Source organism: [Empedobacter] haloabium, assembly GCA_008011715.2.
GTDB lineage: Bacteria > Pseudomonadota > Gammaproteobacteria > Burkholderiales > Burkholderiaceae_D > Rugamonas > Rugamonas haloabia.
Map to the genome: position 1 here is coordinate 874,936 of CP136508.1, position 15,405 is coordinate 890,340.

Consider the following 15,405-nt stretch of genomic DNA (forward strand, 5'->3'; position numbering starts at 1 on the left):
TGTCCCGGGAACGGGTCGCGAATTTTTTTCCCGCACGTGGAAGAAGCGCCGGGCCGCCGGCGTTTACCGGGTACTGGACGCCAGATGAGCCTCGATACCGACATTGCCGAACTGCTGCCGCGCATGCGCCGCTTTGCCCGCGCGCTGACCTATCACCGCGAGGACGCGGACGACCTGGTGCAGGTCGCCGTCGAGCGCGCGCTGGTGCGCCAGGCGCAGTGGGAGCCGGGCACGCGGCTGGACAGCTGGATCTTCCGCATCATCAAGAACGCGTGGGTCGACGAGGTGCGCAGCCGCATGCGGCGCGACCGGGTCTTCGCGCCGGCGGAAGAGGGCGAGACGGTCGGCGACGATTCGGCCGCCGTGCACCAGCAGCGGCTCGCCATCCAGAAGGCGATCGGCATGCTGTCCGAGGATCACCGGCTGGTGGTGGCGCTGGTACTGGTGGACGGCATGCCGTACAAGGAAGCCGCCGAGGTGCTGGAGATTCCGATGGGGACGCTGACCAGCCGGCTGGCGCGCGCGCGGGAAGCATTACAGGGGCTGTTGTCCGATCAGGCGAAGGTGGCGAAATGAGTTTTTCCGATGAAGTATTGATGGCCTATGCGGACGGCGAGCTGGCCGGTCCGGAGCGCGACGCGGTCGAGCGGGCGGTGCGCGACGACCCGGCCGTGGCCGCCGCCGTGGCCCGTCACCGGCAGCTGCGCGGCGACGTGTTCGCCGCCTTTGCCGACGTGCTGGCGGAGCCGGTGCCTCCCGCCCTGCGCCAGGCGGCCGCGCCGAACGTGGTCGGCCTGGCCGCCGCCCGCGCCGCGCGTACGGAGCGGCAGCCGGCGCCGAGGAACGGCTGGTGGCAGTGGGGTGGCATGGCGGCGGCGCTGGCCGTCGGGGTGCTGGCCGGTATCGGCGGCTGGCAGGCTGCACACCAGCAGGGCGCCGGCGCCACCTTGGCGGCGACGGCGCAGGGCGTGCTGGCGCAAGGAGCGTTGGCCGACGCGTTGTCGCATCAGCTTGCCAGCACCGGCGTGGCCGGTGCGCCGGTGCGCATCGGCGTCACGTTTCAGGCCAGGGATGGCAGCTATTGCCGCAGCTTCGCGCTGGCCGCTGCCGCCGGGCTGGCATGCCGTGAAGGAAACGGCTGGCGCGTCGCCGTGCTGCAGGAGCAGGCCGCGGCCACGCAGCCGGCCTACCGCCAGGCCGGCGTGGCCATGCCACCCGCCGTGCTGGAAGCGATCGACGAGCGTATCGAAGGCAGTGCGCTGGATGCCGCTGCCGAACGGGCGGCGCTGCAGCGCGGCTGGCAGCGCTGAACCGTCCGCGTCACAGCTGTACGGCCAGCATCGCGCCGTTGTACAGCGCGTGCGTGACGATCGCGGCCAATAGTCCCTTGCTCCGCTCGAACGCCAGCCCCGTACAAACGCCCAGCACGAACACCGGCAGCATCGCCAGCGGCGGGTGGATCACCGCGAACACGGCGGCGCTGGCGGCCAGCGCCGGCAGCAGCCGCAACGAGCGGCGCAGGCCGTTGAAGATCAGGCCCCGGAAGATGAACTCCTCGAACAGCGGGGCGGCGATGCTGGCCAGCGCGATCAGCCAGCCAATGTGGCCGTCGGCAATGACCGGCACGGCGACGCCGGCCTGACGCAGCCCCTGCATCCACGCCAGGCCTGCCGCGATGGCGGGCAGCGCGCACGCAATGCCCCAGCCCAGCGCCGGCAGCGTGCCGCCCTGCGACAGGCGCGGCACGCCGGCCGTGCCGGCGCGCCAATAGACCAGCCGCGCCAGCGCATACGTGATGGCGCCGGCGATGGCGAAGGCCATCGTCATGTCCGACAGGGCCGGCGGCCCGGCGCCGTCGTGCAGCGCGAAGAAGGCGATCGCCTGCACGGCAAAGAACGCGACGGCGGCCATCATGCCGTCGGCCGCGGCAACCTGCCGGGGCGGCGCGGCCGTGGGATCGAGCAGGAACGGCAGCTCGTCGCGCGCCTTCTGCCACAGCGCCAGCGCCAGCGCCGCCAGCAACACCACGACCGCCAGCCGGTGCGGCCACGCATCCGTGTACAGGCCATAGCCGTACAGGCTCGCCAGCATCATGTACAGGTAGATATAGGTCGGGCGCACGCGCGTGTGTACTTCCTGCGCCAGCGGATCGCAGGCCCATACGCCCAGCGCCACGGCGATCAGCGCAAAGATCGGAATGCCGAGCGCCACCTGGGCCATCGTCAGCAGCAGGTGCCCATCCACCCGGGCGCCGGTGGCGATACCCGCCACATACACGGCGACCGGGTAGGCCAGCGCCAGCACGGCCCACAGCGTGGCCTTCTCCCGCAGCATGCGTTCCAGCGTGTGCGGGAACGTGTACAGCATCCACAGCGCCTGGCCCTCCGTATTGATGGTCTGGAAGGCCGACAGCACCAGCACGTAGCTGCCCAGGCCGAAGGCGATGGATGCCAGCAGCTTCGGTTCGCTGCCCAGCTGCGTCATGTCGCGCAGGCCGCCCGTGAAAAACAGCTGGCTGCCGATGACGATGATCGGGATCAGCAGGCTTTGCACCAGGAAGTTGCGGTCGCGCGCCAGCAGGCGCAGTTCGCGTCGTTGCAGCGGCGTGCCGGGCAGCACCCGTGGCGGTGCGGCGGCCGTCTGGCGCCGCCCGGCCTCGCGCGTGCTGGACGCCACCACGCCTTGCCCCAGCTGCCGGCCCAGCAGCGCGACGCCGGCCACCAGCAGCGCCAGCACCTCGGCCGCCAGCAGTGCCGCGCTCCACGGCGTGCCGTCCAGCCATTGCACGACCAGGCCTGGCGGCGTCCATAGGGTCCAGGCGGGGAAGGCGGCAGCCCAGCCCAACGCGATGCCGCGGCCCGGCAGCGACAGCGAGATCGTCAGGTAAATCAATGGCATCGCGGCCACCGAGATGGCCGCCTGCAGGTTGCGCAGCTGCGAGGGCGGCATCGACAGCCGCAGCCCCGTGTCCACCAGCGTGCGCGCCATCGCGGAAGGGGCCAGCAGCGTCAGCGCCGCCAGGGTGGCGGCCGGCACGGCCCACCAGCGCAAGCCGGCGTACCAGGCGATGACGATGCAGGCGGGCCACAGCATCAGCATGCCGGTGGCGTTCGTCACCGTGCGTTCCAGCACGCGCGCCCACAGCAGCGTGGTGCGCGGCAGCGGCAGCGTGACCAGCCATTCCAGGTCCCAGTCCGTGTGCGCCAGCTCGCGGCTGCCCAGCGGCACCAGCAGGCTGACCAGCCACAGCAGGGTCACGTGCAGCGTCAGCCCGCGCATCAGCTCCGCGCTGAAGTGGGCGCCGGCCAGTTCGGTCGCGGCCACGGCCTGCGCCTCGAACGATTTGGCCTGGTCGGCGCAAGCCGTCACGGGCGCCAGCTCGCAATGCAGGTTGAGCAGGATGGAGCGCGACATATTGATGAACGCCACCGTCATCAGCAGGGCCATGACGACGGGCAGGATCCAGCGGCCGCGCCGCTTGCCGCCGGTCGCCGCGCGGCTCTTGCCGGCCTTCGGCTTGCGGCCATACACGCTGCCGCCCAGGTTCAGCAACCGCAGCAGGCGCAGGCGCACCAGCAGCCAGATCGCGCGTGGCGCGGCTGGCGGCATCATGGCGCCGCCGCCGGGTCGGTCACTTTCAGGAACACCTCCTCCAGGGTGGCGTCGGCATCGCCGCGCAGCTCGTCCAGCGAGCCAGTGGCCGCCAGCATGCCGCGATGGATGATGCCGACCCGGTCGCACATGCGCTGCGCCATGTCGAGCAGGTGGGTGGAGACGAAGATGGTCTTGCCGGCAGCGGCGCGGCCCACCAGCAGATCCTGCACGTCGCGCGCGGCGCGCGGATCGAGGCCGTTGATCGGTTCGTCCAGGATCAGCACGGCGGGGTCGTGCACCAGCGCGCACGCCAGGCCCAGCTTCTTCTTCATGCCCATCGAGTAGTTGACCGCGAATTCCTCCGCCACTTCCTCCAGGCCGAATTCTTCCAGCAGCGCCAGCGCCCGGGCGGCTGCGGCCGGACGCGCCAGCCCGTGCATCTCGCCGACGAACTGCAGGATTTCGCGGCCGCGCAGGTAGTCGTAGAAGATGGGATTGTCGGGCAGGTAGCCCACGTGGCGCTTGACGGCGGCCGCGTCGCGGTGGCAATCGAGGCCGGCCACCAGTACGCGGCCGCTGCTGGGCACGAGGATGCCCATCATCATGCGGATCGTTGTGGTCTTGCCGGCGCCGTTCGGGCCGAGGAAGCCGAACACCTCGCCGCGCCGCACGGTCAGGTGCAGCGGGTGCACGGCGTCGTAGCTGCCATAGCGCTTGGCCAGCGCATCGAATTCGATCATGCCGCCTCCGGTGGGGAATGCGGCGATTCTAACTCACGTCATTGCTGGCGCAGGCTCATGCCGATCCGTTCCGCGCGTGGCGTCCAGTGCCCCAGGATGTCGGCCGAGACCAGGATGCGCTCGGCGCGGCCGATCAGCAGCTCGCGCGGCACGGTGCCGAACACGCGCGAGTCGCCACTGTTGTCGCGGTTATCGCCCAGCATCAGGAAGCGGTCGGCGGGAATCGTGAAGGGACCGAAGTCGCGCACCGCCTGCACTTGCGGCAGCACCTGGATGCGGTAGCTGGCCACGCCGCTGCGCTCCTCCAGGTGCAGCGCCGTCAGCTCGCCCAGCGGCGGCACCGCTTCCACGCGATTGCCCAGCACCGTGTAGTCGGCCTGCTGGCCGTTGATCAGCAGGCGCTCGCCGCGCATCTCGACCGTGTCGCCGGGCAGCGCGGCGATGCGCTTGATCAGGCGGGTGCCGTCCTTGGGCGAGGAGAACGTGACGATGTCGCCGCGCCGGGGCTCGCCCAGCCGCGCCAGCGAGATGTTCGTCAGCGGGATCTTGGCATCGTAGGCGAGGCGGTTGACGAATACCACGTCGCCTTCCAGCAGGTTGGGCCGCATCGAGGCGGACGGGATGGGATTCCAGTCCGCCACGGCGGTGCGGAAGATTCCGAACATCAGCAGGAAGGCAAGGAAGCCCTTGTTGGCGCGCAGCCAGGTCATGTCAGTCTCCGGATGTAGAGGTGAGGAGACTGCAGTGTGTGGCGATTTTCTTAAGCCGGGCTTACCATGCCGAACGCCTGCGCCAGGCCGCGCCGGCCGCGTGCCGAAACCGATAGCGCGCGGCTGTCCAGGTCCTGCTTGACCCAGCCTTGGGCCAATGCCAGTTGCAGCACGGCGGCACCGAGCGCGCCGCCCAAGTGCGGCTTGCGTTCGCTCCAGTCCAGGCAGGGACAGGCGAAGCGGCGGCGCAATGCCCGCAGCGGTGCCACGGCCACGCCCAGTTGCGCGAAGCGTGCCGTGCCGGCGTCGGTCAGCGCATAGTCGCCGGTCGTGGGCTCGTCCGCCAGCCAGCCTTGCGTCATGCAATGCTCGTGCAGCTCGACCGCCAGCGCGCCGGCCATGTGGTCGTAGCAGGTGCGGGCCTGGCGCAGCCGCGTCGGCGTGGCCGGCTTGAACGGCGCGCGCGGCACGCCGGCCACCACCAGCAGTGCTTCCAGGGCGGTCGCCACGTCGCCGTTCGACAGCCGCCAGTAGCGGTGCCGGCCCTGCACCAGCTGGACCAGCAGGCCGTCGTCCTTCAGGCGCGCGAGGTGGGCGCTGGCGGTGGAGGGGCTGACTTCCGCCACCACGGACAGCTCCGTGCTGGTGCGCGCATGGCCGTCCAGCAGGCAGCACAGCATGCGCGCACGGGCCGGCTCGGCGATCGCGCCCGCGATGCGGGCCAGGTCCTTGTCTGCATCCATGATTCGGTCTCCGGCGAAGTATGACCGCCATGATGCCAGCATACTGGTGCCATCGCAAAGGAGATCTCATGAACAGCTTCGCTCCACCGGCCGACGCGCTGGCCGCCGCCACGCACGCCGATCCCTATCCCTACTATGCCGCGCTGGCGCGGCAGGAAGCGCCGTTTCATGACGAGCGCCTGGGCCTGTGGGTGGCGGCCCATCCCGACACCGTGCGCGCCGTGCTCGCGCAGGCCGACTGCCGGGTGCGGCCACCGCACGAGCCGGTGCCGCCGGCACTGGCCGGGCCGGCGGGCAGCGTGTTCGGCGCGCTGGCGCGCATGAACGACGGCGCGCGCCACGAACTGCCGAAAGCCGTGTTGCTGGAAGCATTGGCAGCGCTGCCGGCGGAAGCGGTGGCGGCGCATGTGCGGCGCACGGCCGATGCGCTGCTGGTGCAAGATGTGGCGCTGACGACGTTCGCATTCGAGCTGCCGGTGCGCACCGTGGCCAGCCTGCTGGGTTGTACCGATCCGGCGGTGGCGGGCCATGTGCGAAGCTTTGTCGCGGGCCTGGCGGCTCGCGCCGATGCCGCCGCCATCGCCGCCGCGCACGATGCGGTGCCGCATCTGCTGGCGCTGGCCGACGACATCGAGTCGGATGCGCCGCTGCTTTGCGCCGTGCAGGAAGCCGCACGACGGCATGGCTGGACCGACGCCGCAGCGTTGCGCGCCAACGTACTGGGCCTGCTGTCGCAAACGTACGAGGCCACGGCGGGCCTGATCGGCAACGGCATCGTGGCGCGCCTGCGCGGCGACGCCCGGCCTGCGGCGGCACTGGTCGACCATGTGCTGCGAACCGATCCGCCGGTACAGAACACGCGCCGCTTCACGGCGGCCGATGTCGATATCGCAGGCGTGCGCATCGCCGCCGGCCAGACGATCCTGCTGGTACTGGCCGCCGCGGGCGCACCGTTCGGGCATGGGCGCCACGCCTGCCCGGGCCAGGCGCTGGCACGAGCGATCGCGCTGCACGCGCTGGCCGCGCTGCAGGAACATGGCCCGCTGCCGGACGTGGCGTGGCGCTACCGGGCGTCGCCCAACGGGCGGCTGCCGGAATTTATCGAAGGGGAAGGGAAATGATCGCGGTAATTTTCGAAGTGGTGCCGCACGAGGATGGGCGCCAGCGCTACCTGGACATCGCGGCCAGCCTGCGGCCGCTGCTGGAAACGATCGATGGCTTCATCTCCATCGAACGCTTCCAGAGCCTGGCGGACCCGGCCAAGCTGCTGTCGCTGTCGTTCTTCCGCGACGAGGAGGCCATCGCGGCCTGGCGCACCCTGGAGGCGCACCGCGCCGCGCAGGGCGCGGGGCGGCAAGAACTGTTTGCCGACTACCGCCTGCGCATCGCCGGCGTGCTGCGCGACTACGGCCTGCACGAGCGGGCGCAGGCCCCGGCGGACAGCCGCCGCCGGCACGGCTAGATCACGAGTCCAGCTTAATACTTCCAGTTCAGCGACACGCTGGCGTTGCGCGGCGCCGCGTAGTAAGCCTGGCTCCAGTACAAGCTGGTCAGATACTTCTTGTCGGCCAGGTTATTGACGTTGGCGGCGATGCTGAGCTGCTTGTTGATGTCGAAGCGCGCCATCAGGCCCACTACCGCGTAGGACGCCTGGCGGATCACGGCGCCGTCGGCCTCGTTGCGGTAGATGTCGTCCTGCCAGTTGGCGTTGGCGCCCACCGTCAGCGGCAGGGTCGGCACCTTGTAGGTCGCCGACAGGCGCAGCGTGCGGCGCGGCAGGTACGTCTTGACGGCCTGGCCGGCCGGATTCTCGATCGACAGCACCGTGAAGCCGGCGCTGGCGTGCAGGCCGCGCGCCAGCTCGCCGGCCAGGTCCAACTCGATGCCCTGCGACTCGGCGTCGATGCCGCGATAGTAGGCCTTGGTGCCGTTATTGCCGGCCTGCTCGGCGGTGTTGTCCTGGCGCGTCTTGAAGATGGCGCCGGAGGCATTCAGTTTGCCGCCGAACCAGTCGCTCTTGACGCCCAGTTCCGCCGTCTTGCCCTTCATCGGATCGAGCGTGGCACCGGTGATGTCGGTCTCGCTTTGCGGATTGAAGATCGTCGTAAAACTGCCGTATGCGGTCACGTTCGGCGCCAGGTCGTAGGTCAGGCCCACGTAGGGCGTGCTCTTGCTGGCCGACTTGTAGTGGCTGACGCCGTACTGGATGCCGTCGCTGTCGGCCTTGGTGTAGGCCACGCCGGTGATCAGCTTGAGCGGATCGGCCAGGTTGAAGCGGGCGGCGACGAAGGCGCCCTTGCGCTTGTCCTCATACGAGCTGCCGTCGATGGAGGCATCGAAGGTCGGCTCCGCATAGTAACCGTTCCAGCCGGTCAGCGACGGCATCGGGTTGCCGATGCCCTGGCCATAGTGCGACACGTCGTCCAGCTTCGACTTCGACCAGTTGGCGCCGAACGTCAGCTCGTGCTGGCGGCCACCCAGGTCGAATTTGCCGGTGGCGGAAGCGTCGAGCAGCGTCTGCTTGTTGTCGGCATCGTAGCGCGACGGGTAGGCGAACAGGCCCAGGCCCGTGGCGCGATCCGGCGTGCCGTACACGTACAGCATCTTACTGCGGTTCTTGAACACATTGCGCGACAGCGTGGCCTGTGCACGCCAGCCGTTGTCGAAGCGCTGTACCAGCTCGACGAAGGTGCGCTGGTGTTCGTTGCGGTTGCGCGTCCAGTCTGCCGCTGTGTTGGTGCCGGTGGCGTAGTCGGTCGGCGTCAGGTCCTTGTAATACAGCGGCAGCGCGCCCCAGATATTGCCCTTGGCCGTGCCGATCTGCGCGGTGTGGCCGACGGACAGCGTGGTGGTGGGCGTCAGCTTCGCTTCGACGATGCCGGACACCAGCTTGCGCTTGGGCGAGTAGCGGTCCAGGTAGGAGTCGCCATCCTCGTAGGCGGCGATCAGGCGGCCGCTGACGGTGCGCGCCTCATTGAGCGCGCCGGAGATGTCTGCATCCACGCGGTAGCGGTCCCACGAGCCCACGGCGACGGAGGCGGAAGCCTGGAAGTTCGTGGTCGGGCGCTTGCGGATGAAGTTGACGGTGGCGGACGGGTTGCCGGTGCCGGCCATCAGCCCGTTCGAACCGCGCACGATGTCGATGCGCTCGTACAGGGCCGTATCGAGGTCGCCGTAGACGTTACCGAACACGAAGGGGATGCCGACGCCGTCGTACTGGAAGTTGATGATGTCGAAGCCGCGCGCCGTGTAGTAGGTGCGGTCGGTCTCGATCCGTTCCACCGTCACGCCGGTGGTGTTGGACAGTACGTCGTTGATGGAGTTGAGACGGAAGTCGTCCATCTGCTGGCGCGAGACGACGGAGATCGACTGCGGCGTCTCGCGCAGGGTCAGGTCCAGGCCTGCGGACGAGCTGCTGCTGCGCGCCGTATAGCCGGCGCTGTTGTCGCCCTTGACGACGACGGTCTGCATCGGCGCTTCCATGGCGTCCGGCGCGTCCGGCGCGGGTGCATCGGCGGGCGCGGCATGGGCCGCGCCGCACAGCAGGGCGGCGGCGAAAGCAAAGGGACGCAGGCGGAGGGCGAAGCGGGGAGCGGCGGGCGACATGATCTTCCTTATGAACGCAAATGAGAATGATTCGCATTGTATACCGGAAAGGAAATTGACGCCAGCGCACGTACCGCTGCCGTGTGTCCCGGCGCTGGCAGTAGGCCGGGCCGGTCGGACCTGCTACCATGGCGCGCTCGACGCCATCGCATTCAATCCAGCTGCCCATGCCTGCCTATTTCATCCCCAGCCGCATCCACCCCACGGCCGAGCAGACCGACCTGCAGACGGCGACGCAGCCCGTGGTGCTGGGCGAGGCCAACGCCGGCGCGGCCAAGACCACGACGCTGGCGCTGCGCATCGCCGAATCGCTGGCCCGCAACGTGGAGCCTGCGCGCATCCTGGCGCTGGCGTTCACGCCGGAGGCGCGCGACGTGCTGCGCCAGCGCCTGCTGGACATCGGCGTGCCCTGGGACACGGTCAACCAGCTGGACATTCTCACCATCGAGGATCTGGCGATGCGCACCTTGGCGCAGCTGGAAGGCGAGGAGCTGAAACTGACCTTGCAGCCGCGCCGCCTGAAGACCCACGTGTGGCGCGCCATCGACGCGGTGGCGGCGCAGTACGCCGGTCGGCCCGGCAGCCGCTACGCGGAGCTGGACCTGCGCAAGTCCGAGATCGCCGTGTCGGGCTACCTCGACACGCTGTTGCGGCTGAAGGCGCGCATGGCGCTGCAGGGCGATTACGACGACGATCCGGTCGAGGCGGCCGAGGTGGCGGGCGCGCCGCTGACGGACTACCTGGTCGCGCTGGCCTACGAGACGATCCGCCTGGACGGTGCCGAGCAGGCGCAGTTCCGCACCCGCTTCGATCCGACCTACGACCTGGCGCGCATGCTGCGCCGTGAACCCGGCTGCGCCCAGGCCTTCCCGCGCTACCGCGTGATCGTCTGCGACGAGCTGCACGACATGAACGAGGCCAGCTTCGTCATCGTGGAAGCCTTGATCCGCGCCACCGGTGCGTTCTTCACCGGCGTGGGCGACAAGCACCAGGTCATCCACGACCAGCTGGGCGCCAGCCATGACTACCTGGATTTCCGCTTCCGCCACGCGTTCCCGGGCTTGCGCACCTATCCGCTGACGACAACCTACCGCCACGGCCCGCACCTGACCCTGGCCATCGACGCCCTGATGGACAACCGCGGCAGCTCGGGCGTGCCCGATCACACGGAGATCAGCCAGGCGCACTACGACACGGCCGAGGAGTGTGCGCAGCAGGTCGTGGCGGCGATCAAGGCATGGAAAAAGGACAAGCGCCGGCTGGAGCAGTGCGCGGTGCTGATGCGCGACCGGCACCAGTCGATCGCGCTGGAGAACGCGCTGATCGAGGCCGGCATCGGCTATCGCGTGCCCGTCATGAAGGGCTATATGCAGCGCGAGGAGATCCTGTTCCTGCGCGGTGTGCTGGCGATCACGCTGGACGACCTGCGTGCCGTGCCGTCTTACGAAGTGCGCACGGCCATCGTCGAGGCGCTGGCCGCGTTTGCCGGGGTGGAGGCGGCGGCCGGGTTCGAGAAGGTCAAGCACGATATCGCCAAGGAACCGTCGCTGTTGCCGGGCTTCTTCCGCGGCCACCTGGGCGGCGACGCACTGGCCGACGCGGACACGGCGTTTGCCGACGTGATGCGTTATCTGCTGGACGTTGCGCCGGACAGCCCGGCCGGCGACGTGCTGGCCGAAGTCTGCCGGCGCATGGACGTGGCGGCGGTGGCGAAGCGCGTCTACGTCAATCCCTACGCGGCTTCCGTCGCGGCGCGCTCGATCGAGGGCCTGGTCGCGATGGCGCGCAAGTCGGGCCTGGGCCTGGCCGCGTTCTGGAAGAAGATCAACGCGGCCGAGGTGTTCGCCAGCCGCAAGCGCGAGAAGGACTTCGTGCACCTGGACTGCGTGGCCGACGTCAAGGGCCAGGAGTTCGGCCACGTGATCATGCCGTACCTCGAGGTGAACGAGTTCCCCAATCCGCTGCTGCCGGCGCGCACGGAGCGCAACCTGTTCTACGTGGGCGTCAGCCGCACGCGCCAGCGCCTGACCTTGCTTTCGCCGACGGATCCCGAGCGCCGCAGCGGCTTCCTGCGCCAGATGCAGATCGCCGCGGTGGCGCCGAAGGCCGACCAGGCGTTGCGCCAGCTGGAAGACAAGGTCGCGGAAGAGCGGCCGGTGCGGCTGTACCTGACGGCGCGCTACGAGGACCGCGAGGAGGTGCGCCAGCTGGGGGCGCAGTTCGATACCGTGCGCAAGCAGTGGTATATCGATGCCGGGTTGGATACCGGGCCGTTCCAGCGGTGGTTGTGACGGGTCAGGGTCTGCCGGATCGCCGTACCGCCCCGCAAGGGACTGACCCTGAAGTTCGGTTGAGTTCCTGCCATCGTAAGCAAACTTCGGGGTCAGTCCCTTGCAGGGACAGACCCCAATCAATGCGGCTTCTTCTGCACCAGTGCACTGCCAACCCCATGCCGTCGCGTCTCGCTGACCGCCGTCACGGTGCCGTCGGGGTTGAACACGATGGCATTGGCCGCGCCGATTTCTTCTGGCCTGCTGCTCCAGCGCTGGCCGTGACCGGCCAGCGCCGCCGCCTGCGTCGACCCCGCGAAGCCCGGTTCGACGTCGGTCTCGGCGGCGTTGCGCTGCGACAGCCGTGGCGCAGCGATGGCTTCGTCCATCGGCATGCCGAAGTCGACGTGGTTGACGATCGTCTGCAGCACCGTCGTGATGATCGTCGCGCCGCCCGGGCTGCCCACCGTGAACGCCGGCTTGCCGTCGCGCAGGACGATCGTCGGCGCCATGCTGCTGCGCGGGCGCTTGCCGCCTTCGACCACGTTCGGGTGCGGGCCTGAAAAATCGAAGTCGGTCAGTTCGTTATTGAGCAGGAAGCCATGGCCTGGCACGACGATGCCGCTGCCACCCCAGGATTCGATGGTGAACGTGTAGGCGACGATATTGCCCTGCTTGTCGGACACGGCCAGGTGCGTCGTGTGGGCGCTTTCGCGCTGCAGCTTGGCGCCAGATGGGCGCAGCGGCACGCTGGCGTCGCTCTGGAACGCGTACGGGTCGCCCGCCGCGACGGGACCGGCCGCGGCTTTCTGCTGGTCGATCAGCGCACGTCGTTTGGCCGCGTATTCCTTGCTCAGCAAGCCCGCCACCGGCGCCTCCACGTATTCCGGGTCGGCCAGGTAGGCATTGCGGTCGGCGAAGGCCAGCCGGCTGGCTTCCAGGTACAGATGCTCGGCCTGGGCGCGCGGCAGCTTGCCCAGGTCGAAGCCTTCCAGGATGTTCAGCGCCTCCGCCACGGCGATGCCGCCGCTGCCCGGCAGGCCCATGCCGTACAGGTCGTAGCCGCGGTAGCTGCTGCGCACCGGCTGGCGCAGGCGCGCCTCGTAGTTGGCCAGGTCGGCCAGCGTCATGCTGCCGCCGCGCACCGAGGCGCCCGTGCCGACCGGCGGCCGGTTGACGGCATCGACGATGGCGCGTGCGATCGCTCCCTCGTAGAAGGCGCGCGCACCGCTCTTGGCGAGCATGCGGTAGGTCTGCGCCAGGTCCGGGTTGCGCAGCACGGTGCCAGCCTTGATCGCCTTGCCGTTGCGCAGGTAGAGCGCGGCGGTGGCGGGGAACTGGCGGAACTTGGCCGTGTTTTCCTCGACCAGGCGGGCGAAATTGTCGTTGACGACGAAGCCGCCCTGCGCCACCTTGATCGCCGGTGCCAGTACCTGCCCGAACGACATCGTGCCGTAGCGCTGCAGCGCCTCGTGCCAGCCGCGCACCGTGCCCGGCACGCCCACCGACAGGCCGCTGGCCACGACGGTGTCGAAATCGAGCTCCTTGCCGTTGGCTGTGAAGATCGTCGGCATATAGGCCGCCGGCGCCGTCTCGCGGTGATCGATGGTGATGACGCGTTTTTCCTTGGCCAGGTAGACGACCATGAAGCCGCCGCCGCCGATGCCGCAGCTGAACGGGTCCGTCACGCCGAGGGTGGCGGCCGCGGCGACGGCCGCGTCGATCGCGTTGCCGCCCTGGTTGAGGATTGTCAGCGCGGACTGCGAGGCCTGCTCGCTGATGGTGGCGACGGCGCCGCCGGTGCCTGTCGCCACCGGTGTCTTCGCGTGGGCCGTGACGGCGATGGAGAGGACAATGGTGCAAAGCGTCAGGCGGATCGGCATGGTGGCGTCAGTTGGCAGGTGAGATGGTGACGCGTACGTTGACGCGGTAGTCCGGAGCGGGCGTGTGCAGCGCCGTCGGCGCGGGCGGCTCGTGGTTTTCCAGCGCGAACGTCAGGCCGTCCTGCGTCACGCTGGGGCCGGCGTTCGGCATGTCCTCGGCCAGCACGAATTCGCGGCTGCCCGCCGCGTTGGTGAGATTGAAGGTGTAGCTGATGTAGCCGGCCCAGACGCACACGGCACCGGGCCGGCAGCGGCTGTCGTTGACGCGCTCGAGCTTCAGGGTCGTGCCCGGCGCCAATGTCGCCGTCTCGCCCTGGCGCAGCGTGTAGCTGGCGCTGGTGCGGGGGGTGTCCTTCTTCTCCGTCATGACTGCCTCCGAAGTGGCGTTGCCTTGCGTTGCGGAACAGGCGGCGACGATGCCGACGGTCAGGGCGGCACCGAGGGCGGTGATGAATGTACCTTGCATAAGTCCTCCTGGCGGGTGGCCGAGGGACGATCTTAGCGAAAAAACATCACGCCAGCCGCACGGCTGAGTGCAATAAATGCAATATTGCCTGAAAAATGGGGTCTGTCCCCATTTTCTGGGCAATAAAAAACCGGGCCGTGGCCCGGTTGTTGTTTGCGTGCAGCGCCTTACACGTAGGCGGCCAGCGCGCCCTTCATTTTCTTCAGCGCGGCCGATTCGATCTGGCGGATGCGCTCGGCGGAAACACCGAACTCGTCGGCCAGCGTGTGCAGCGTGGCGCCCGAGCCGTCGTCGTTGGCCAGCCAGCGCGCTTCGACGATGCGACGCGAACGCGGGTCCAGCTTCGACAGCGCCGTCTCCAGGCCCTCGGACTGCAGGCGGGTGACTTGCTCCGCTTCCAGTACCTTGGTCGGCTCGTTCTGGTCCGACGACAGGTAGGCGATCGGGGCGAACTTGTCGTCCTCGTCGTCCGTCGGCGATTCCAGCGCGATGTCGCGGCCAGACAGGCGGGTTTCCATCTCGATCACTTCCTCGCGCTTGACGTCCAGCATCTTGGCCAGCTGGTCGATCTGGCCCGGCGTCATCGCATCCAGCCCCTGCTTGTGGCTGCGCAGGTTGAAAAACAGCTTGCGTTGCGCCTTGGTCGTCGCCACTTTCACCAGGCGCCAGTTTTTCAGGATGTATTCATGCATCTCAGCCTTGATCCAGTGCATCGCGTACGACACGAGACGGACACCCTGGTCCGGGTCGAAGCGCTTGACCGCCTTCATCAGGCCGATATTGCCTTCTTGAATCAGATCGGCGTGCGGCAGACCGTAGCCCAGGTAGCCGCGAGCGATCGAGACCACGAGACGCAGGTGCGACAACACCAGCTTCTCGGCGGCCTTCAGGTCGTTGTTGTCCTTCAGGCGCCGGCCCAGCTGGACTTCCTCGTCGTGCGTCAGCATCGGCAGGCGGTTCACCGCGGAAATGTAGGCGTCCAGGTTGCCCAGGTTGCCGCTGAACCCGAGGCCCAAAGCACTCGTGCCGGCTGGAACCAGGGCGGTAGGTGCGGACATCATAGTCATTTTCATTCCTCGCTTGAAGGTGGTGCGTAGGCCATGCGGGATTGCAGAGGGCACTGTCTAGGCATACAGCATGCAGCGTCCAACTTAAAGCCGTCTTAACCGCAAGATGACGCTACTTTGTGTCTCGACGTTGCGTTTGAACATATATTAGCACTCTCGCTCGTTGAGTGCCAATCGCTGCGTTTCTATGGTCCCGATAGCAAAACGCTATGGCCTGAGCGGGCGCGAACGGGTACGCGTTGTAACCGGGAGTCTAGCCCGGTCGGCAGAAATCCAGTGGTCGTATCAGCGTGAATCCAGATTAGCGCGGCCGCGCGCGCCCACTC

13 protein-coding genes are annotated in these 15,405 nt (G+C 68.5%); 5 read left to right on the forward strand and 8 right to left on the reverse strand.

What is annotated here, in order from left to right; genetic code table 11:
• Positions 1 to 84: 84 nt before the first annotated feature.
• Positions 85 to 576, forward strand: coding sequence for a sigma-70 family RNA polymerase sigma factor (locus E7V67_003955; protein ID WUR14266.1), 492 nt, complete (start codon positions 85 to 87; stop codon positions 574 to 576).
• A complete protein-coding gene (locus E7V67_003960; GenBank protein WUR14267.1) occupies positions 573 to 1,310 on the forward strand; it encodes a hypothetical protein in 738 nt (245 codons plus the stop codon). The genes E7V67_003955 and E7V67_003960 overlap by 4 nt, the downstream gene beginning before the upstream one ends.
• Positions 1,311 to 1,320: 10 nt before the next feature.
• On the opposite strand, the gene E7V67_003965 is transcribed toward E7V67_003960, so the two are convergent.
• Genes E7V67_003965 through E7V67_003980 form a run of 4 tightly spaced genes read right to left on the reverse strand, consistent with a single transcriptional unit; the run spans position 1,321 to position 5,787 of the window.
• Entirely contained in the window at positions 1,321 to 3,612 is a 2,292-nt protein-coding gene (locus tag E7V67_003965; GenBank protein WUR14268.1) for a CPBP family intramembrane glutamic endopeptidase, read from the reverse strand.
• Positions 3,609 to 4,334, reverse strand: coding sequence for an ABC transporter ATP-binding protein (locus E7V67_003970; protein ID WUR14269.1), 726 nt, complete (start codon positions 4,332 to 4,334; stop codon positions 3,609 to 3,611). Before E7V67_003970 ends, E7V67_003965 begins: the two co-directional genes overlap by 4 nt.
• Before the next feature lie 38 nt (positions 4,335 to 4,372).
• Entirely contained in the window at positions 4,373 to 5,044 is a 672-nt protein-coding gene (gene lepB / locus E7V67_003975) for a signal peptidase I (protein ID WUR14270.1), read from the reverse strand.
• A gap of 50 nt (positions 5,045 to 5,094) precedes the next feature.
• Positions 5,095 to 5,787 (reverse strand): helix-turn-helix transcriptional regulator, encoded by a 693-nt coding sequence (locus tag E7V67_003980; GenBank protein WUR14271.1) that lies wholly within the window; start codon positions 5,785 to 5,787, stop codon positions 5,095 to 5,097.
• A gap of 68 nt (positions 5,788 to 5,855) precedes the next feature.
• Here E7V67_003980 and E7V67_003985 point away from each other — a divergent pair, with 68 nt between their 5' ends.
• Positions 5,856 to 6,908: a cytochrome P450 gene (locus E7V67_003985; GenBank protein WUR14272.1), complete on the forward strand. Its 1,053-nt coding sequence runs from the start codon at positions 5,856 to 5,858 to the stop codon at positions 6,906 to 6,908.
• Positions 6,905 to 7,249 (forward strand): antibiotic biosynthesis monooxygenase, encoded by a 345-nt coding sequence (locus tag E7V67_003990; protein ID WUR14273.1) that lies wholly within the window; start codon positions 6,905 to 6,907, stop codon positions 7,247 to 7,249. The genes E7V67_003985 and E7V67_003990 overlap by 4 nt, the downstream gene beginning before the upstream one ends.
• A 14-nt stretch (positions 7,250 to 7,263) precedes the next feature.
• On the opposite strand, the gene E7V67_003995 is transcribed toward E7V67_003990, so the two are convergent.
• On the reverse strand, positions 7,264 to 9,393 hold the full coding sequence (locus E7V67_003995; GenBank protein WUR14274.1) for a TonB-dependent siderophore receptor: 2,130 nt from the start codon (positions 9,391 to 9,393) through the stop codon (positions 7,264 to 7,266).
• A gap of 167 nt (positions 9,394 to 9,560) precedes the next feature.
• On the opposite strand from E7V67_003995, the gene E7V67_004000 reads away from it, so the two are divergent.
• Positions 9,561 to 11,684, forward strand: a complete 2,124-nt coding sequence (locus E7V67_004000; protein WUR14275.1) for an ATP-dependent helicase — start codon at positions 9,561 to 9,563, stop codon at positions 11,682 to 11,684.
• Positions 11,685 to 11,803: 119 nt separating this feature from the next.
• Here the strand turns inward: E7V67_004000 and ggt are convergent, their stop codons facing one another.
• The 3 genes from ggt to rpoH form a co-directional block, all read right to left on the reverse strand.
• On the reverse strand, positions 11,804 to 13,546 hold the full coding sequence (ggt, locus tag E7V67_004005) for a gamma-glutamyltransferase (GenBank protein WUR14276.1): 1,743 nt from the start codon (positions 13,544 to 13,546) through the stop codon (positions 11,804 to 11,806).
• 7 nt (positions 13,547 to 13,553) lie between these two features.
• Entirely contained in the window at positions 13,554 to 14,012 is a 459-nt protein-coding gene (locus E7V67_004010; protein WUR14277.1) for a hypothetical protein, read from the reverse strand.
• A 167-nt stretch (positions 14,013 to 14,179) separates the two neighbouring features.
• Entirely contained in the window at positions 14,180 to 15,079 is a 900-nt protein-coding gene (gene rpoH / locus E7V67_004015) for an RNA polymerase sigma factor RpoH (protein ID WUR14278.1), read from the reverse strand.
• Between the last annotated feature and the right edge of the window lie 326 nt (positions 15,080 to 15,405).

Bases quoted from the DNA above. Each gene is read 5' to 3' on its own strand.
- E7V67_003980 (WUR14271.1), bottom strand. From the start codon at position 5,787: ATGGATGCAGACAAGGACCTGGCCCGCATCGCGGGCGCGATCGCCGAG.
- E7V67_004000 (WUR14275.1), top strand. From the start codon at position 9,561: ATGCCTGCCTATTTCATCCCCAGCCGCATCCACCCCACGGCCGAGCAG.
- E7V67_003955 (WUR14266.1), top strand. From the start codon at position 85: ATGAGCCTCGATACCGACATTGCCGAACTGCTGCCGCGCATGCGCCGC.
- E7V67_003970 (WUR14269.1), bottom strand. From the start codon at position 4,334: ATGATCGAATTCGATGCGCTGGCCAAGCGCTATGGCAGCTACGACGCC.
- ggt (WUR14276.1), bottom strand. From the start codon at position 13,546: ATGCCGATCCGCCTGACGCTTTGCACCATTGTCCTCTCCATCGCCGTC.
- E7V67_004010 (WUR14277.1), bottom strand. From the start codon at position 14,012: ATGCAAGGTACATTCATCACCGCCCTCGGTGCCGCCCTGACCGTCGGC.
- rpoH (WUR14278.1), bottom strand. From the start codon at position 15,079: ATGACTATGATGTCCGCACCTACCGCCCTGGTTCCAGCCGGCACGAGT.
- lepB (WUR14270.1), bottom strand. From the start codon at position 5,044: ATGACCTGGCTGCGCGCCAACAAGGGCTTCCTTGCCTTCCTGCTGATG.
- E7V67_003995 (WUR14274.1), bottom strand. From the start codon at position 9,393: ATGTCGCCCGCCGCTCCCCGCTTCGCCCTCCGCCTGCGTCCCTTTGCT.
- E7V67_003990 (WUR14273.1), top strand. From the start codon at position 6,905: ATGATCGCGGTAATTTTCGAAGTGGTGCCGCACGAGGATGGGCGCCAG.
- E7V67_003960 (WUR14267.1), top strand. From the start codon at position 573: ATGAGTTTTTCCGATGAAGTATTGATGGCCTATGCGGACGGCGAGCTG.
- E7V67_003965 (WUR14268.1), bottom strand. From the start codon at position 3,612: ATGATGCCGCCAGCCGCGCCACGCGCGATCTGGCTGCTGGTGCGCCTG.
- E7V67_003985 (WUR14272.1), top strand. From the start codon at position 5,856: ATGAACAGCTTCGCTCCACCGGCCGACGCGCTGGCCGCCGCCACGCAC.